This window comes from Sunxiuqinia sp. sy24 (genome assembly GCF_052677165.1).
Map to the genome: position 1 here is coordinate 1 of NZ_JBQYLH010000037.1, position 3,791 is coordinate 3,791.

The 3,791-nt window shown below is 32.4% G+C and carries 3 protein-coding genes; all 3 read left to right on the top strand.

Annotated features, from left to right (window positions below; genetic code table 11):
- Positions 1-302: 302 nt before the first annotated feature.
- The 3 genes from ACUNWA_RS18925 to ACUNWA_RS18935 all read left to right on the top strand — a co-directional run bounded on the left by ACUNWA_RS18925 (position 303) and on the right by ACUNWA_RS18935 (position 3,703).
- Entirely contained in the window at positions 303-1,409 is a 1,107-nt protein-coding gene (locus tag ACUNWA_RS18925) for a hypothetical protein (RefSeq protein WP_445593492.1), read from the top strand.
- A 274-nt stretch (positions 1,410-1,683) separates the two neighbouring features.
- Entirely contained in the window at positions 1,684-3,015 is a 1,332-nt protein-coding gene (locus ACUNWA_RS18930; RefSeq protein WP_445593493.1) for an AAA family ATPase, read from the top strand.
- Positions 2,999-3,703: an RloB family protein gene (locus ACUNWA_RS18935; RefSeq protein ID WP_445593494.1), complete on the top strand. Its 705-nt coding sequence runs from the start codon at positions 2,999-3,001 to the stop codon at positions 3,701-3,703. Before ACUNWA_RS18930 ends, ACUNWA_RS18935 begins: the two co-directional genes overlap by 17 nt.
- The last annotated feature ends 88 nt before the right edge of the window (positions 3,704-3,791 follow it).

Here is a 3,791-nt window from a genome sequence, read left to right on the forward strand (position 1 = left end):
AACGTATCGTTCGGCCCTTCAGCTTATCGGTGAGTCCTCCGCGAGTACTCGAATTACGAGTAGCCTGCTTGTTCAGATACCCGATTTATTGGATGGGATTGACTATTGGAACAATAATATTATATTTGTCTATAAGCTAACCAACTTAACCACAAATCTAAACCTATAAAACCAATGAGAGAACGACCCTACTACAGTTACCACCCCGACACAACCAGTGTTTTCACCACCAAAAACACATCCAACTAAAGCGAATATATCCACAAGACTGTGGGTATACAAGTGTTGTGGTTAATTATAAAATGAAGAAACTCGAAATAAATAATGATAAATGGATAGATTTTTGGAATCTATATGATAAAGCATGTTGGTCTGATTTCTTAACAAGACCTGCACTTCAAAATGCCTATAAATCTTCGGAATTTGGACTAAGAGGATATATGCATGATAATATTTTGGTGCCGGCAATAGAAGAAATTGAATCAAACCTAAATCAACTTTCAGAACAGAGTAAATTTTTATACTGGTTTAGGTTTAAAGAAGAGTTACGAATTGTGTCAGAAAATTTTGTGTTCAATCATCAGATTGACTTAGACGAATTTGCGAAACAAGCGTTTGAAGATTACAAAAACTATATTTCTGGTATTATTAAAGCATATAGACCTAATCTACAACTTGATTACGAATTCTTTAAATGGTTCTACATTGCAATTTGTTCATTAAAGACTGACGCTGAAATATTTCTTAATGAAGTATTATTTGACTTACCAATTTTTGACAATTCAGAATTATCAGAAAGAAATAAGGAAATTCAGGAAGAGAGGAACAAGCAACAAATAGTTAATATCTATAATTCTGGGAACATTAGCTCGATAATAAATTCGGTTTCAACGGATAAAAGCATAGATATAAATCAAACAGAGGGAAAGGACAATTATGAGATTGTATCTTCAATCATTGACAACTTTAAAAATCAAATTGAAAATAATGGTCTATTCAAGCTGTTATATGATAGTAAAACAAATGTATTAAGACATGAAAGTTCAGCACAACTGCTCTTTTTTTCAGTTGCACAAATTTTTTGTCTTGCTAATGACCTTGACGTTAGTCCAGAAACAAATTCGGGTAATGGTAGTGTTGATTTTAAATTCTCAAATGGATTTAACGATAAAATCAATGTTGAAATAAAATACTCAAACAATCCGAATTTAAAACATGGCTTAGAAACACAACTAAAGAAATATGATGAGGCTGAAAGTACTAACAAAAGTTTTTATTTAATTCTTAAAGTGGCTAACAATGACAGAAAAATAAAAGTTATAAAGGATTTAGATTTTGAAATCAATCCTAATGTTCAAAAGGTAAGAATAATTGATGCAAGAATTAAGAAATCAGCAAGTAAAAAATAACTAACCACAACAAAATACATATTGCAGGGCGGGGTTCAGTGGTGCGCCAACTGCGGATTCTCGTTTCGCAGTTCCGTGTCCTTCGGACAGGAACGCTCTTCGAAATCCGCCCCGACAACATGTACCATCCGTTACAGGCAAGCGAACAAAGAGTACTGTACCAATGAATGGCTCCTTATTTTATAGTTTAAGAAATCAAAAACGCAAGTTATATTAGGTTGTTTTGTAAAATATATTGTATTATTGCAGAATAAATGTAAAAACAATATATATAATGCTTATTCAATTCTCGGTTGGTAATTTTAAAACATTTAAGGATAAAGTTACCTTAAGTATGATTGCCTCGAATTATGACAAAGAAACACGAGAGGAAGAAAATGTTATTTCCAACTCAAAATATAATCTTAGAAACTTAAAGAGTGCTGTAATCTATGGAGCCAACGCTAGTGGTAAAAGCAAATTCATGGAAGCGCTAATGTTTATGAGACATTTTACTATCAATTCATCGAAGGATAGTCAAAAAGGGGATGATATTTCCATTGAACCTTTTAGATTAAACACAGATTCAATTGATTCTCCTAGTGAATTTGAGGTTGTTTTTTTATATGACAATATTCAATATAGGTATGGCTTTGAAGTTGATAAAGAACAAATTGTATCAGAGTGGCTTTATCAAAAAGCAAAAACAAAAGAAGTAGAAATTTTTTATAGAGACTATCAAGATTTCGAACTTCATCAGAGGAATTTTAAAAAAGGAACTATTGCAGTTAAAGAAGGTCTCATTAGAGACAATGCCCTATTATTGTCTTTAGCTGCGCAGCTAAATGATGAAATTTCTATTAATGTAATTAATTGGTTTAAAAGTTTAAAAACAATTTCTGGCTTAAGAGAAGAAGGATATCAAGGTTATACAATGAGTAGAACCAAAGACCCAAAAACAAAAGTTAGAATTTTAGAATTATTAAAAGCAGCTGATTTAGGGATTCAGGATATTAAATTAGAACTACTTGATATTGAAAAACTACCGAAAGACTTGCCTAAGGAATTAAGAGATAGGTTAATCAAAGAGTCAAAGGAGGAAAATTCAGATATTGTTTCAGATGTCTTGACTTCACATAAAAAATTTGACTCTACAAATAAATATATTGAAGATGTTCATTTTTCCATGGATGATGATGAGTCTTCTGGGACAAGGAAGTTTTTTGCTCTTACAGGCCCTATTCTGGACGTAATTGAAAATGGATACATTTTGGTTGTAGATGAATTAGATTCAAAGTTACACCCAAATTTGGTATGTAAATTAGTTTCGTTATTCAACTCTAAGGAACTAAACCCTAAAAATGCTCAATTAATTTTTAATACGCACGATACGAATTTATTAGGTTCAGGCTTGTTCAGAAGAGACCAAATCTGGTTTGCTGAAAAAAATAAATTTGGTGCTGCAAATATTTATTCCTTAGCTGATTTTAAGACCGATAGTGTGAGAAAAACTGAAGCATTTGAAGAAAATTATATTAGAGGTAAATATGGTTCAGTTCCATATCTTGGTTTATTTGATAGTTTAACTTTAAAAAAACTGTTGCTGCAAGATGAAAATGAAGAATAAGAAGGCTGAACAAATTGCAGCAAAAAAGAAACATCGCGAACTGGTCAAAAAGAATAGAAGGAAAGAAGTTGAATTAGTCAGAACCGAGCCTATAAAAATTGAAAAACCTACGATTCTTATAGTTTGCGAAGGAGAAAATACAGAGCCATCATATTTTAGGCAATTTAGGTTATCTTCTGCTACAGTGAAAGCAATTGGAGAAGGTTATAATACTGTTTCTTTAGTAAATCGTGCTGTTCAGCTCTCAAATAAAAACCGATATGACCAAGTTTGGTGCGTTTTTGACAAGGATGATTTTTCAACAAATGATTTTAACAATGCAATTCAGATTGCTAATGCCAATGACTTTGGAGTGGCATATTCAAATCAAGCTTTTGAATATTGGGTAATACTTCATTTTGATGACCACCAAGGTGGTGGCATGCATCGAAATGATTATGACAAAAAGATTAATGAATTACTTAAACCATTTGGACTTTCATACGATGGAAAAGGGTCAAAAGTAATTACAGAAGAAATTTTTGAACTAATGGACTCTATTGATGAAAAACTAAATAAGAACAGAAAGTATATCGCCATTAAGAGAGCAAAACGAAACCTTAAAAAACATGATGAGAATAATCAAGCCTTAGCTGAATCATCTACTACTGTTTACAAATTAGTTGAAGAGTTGATAAAATACACATAAACGCCAGCCTGTAATCGAGTAGACGGCCGGTGAGCTAATAGCCCACCGGAGCGCCTCTCACACCACCGTACGTACGGGTCTCGTATAC

Excerpts from the sequence above, each read along its gene's own strand:
- ACUNWA_RS18925 (WP_445593492.1), top strand. The coding sequence starts at position 303 with ATGAAGAAACTCGAAATAAATAATGATAAATGGATAGATTTTTGGAAT.
- ACUNWA_RS18930 (WP_445593493.1), top strand. The coding sequence starts at position 1,684 with ATGCTTATTCAATTCTCGGTTGGTAATTTTAAAACATTTAAGGATAAA.
- ACUNWA_RS18935 (WP_445593494.1), top strand. The coding sequence starts at position 2,999 with ATGAAAATGAAGAATAAGAAGGCTGAACAAATTGCAGCAAAAAAGAAA.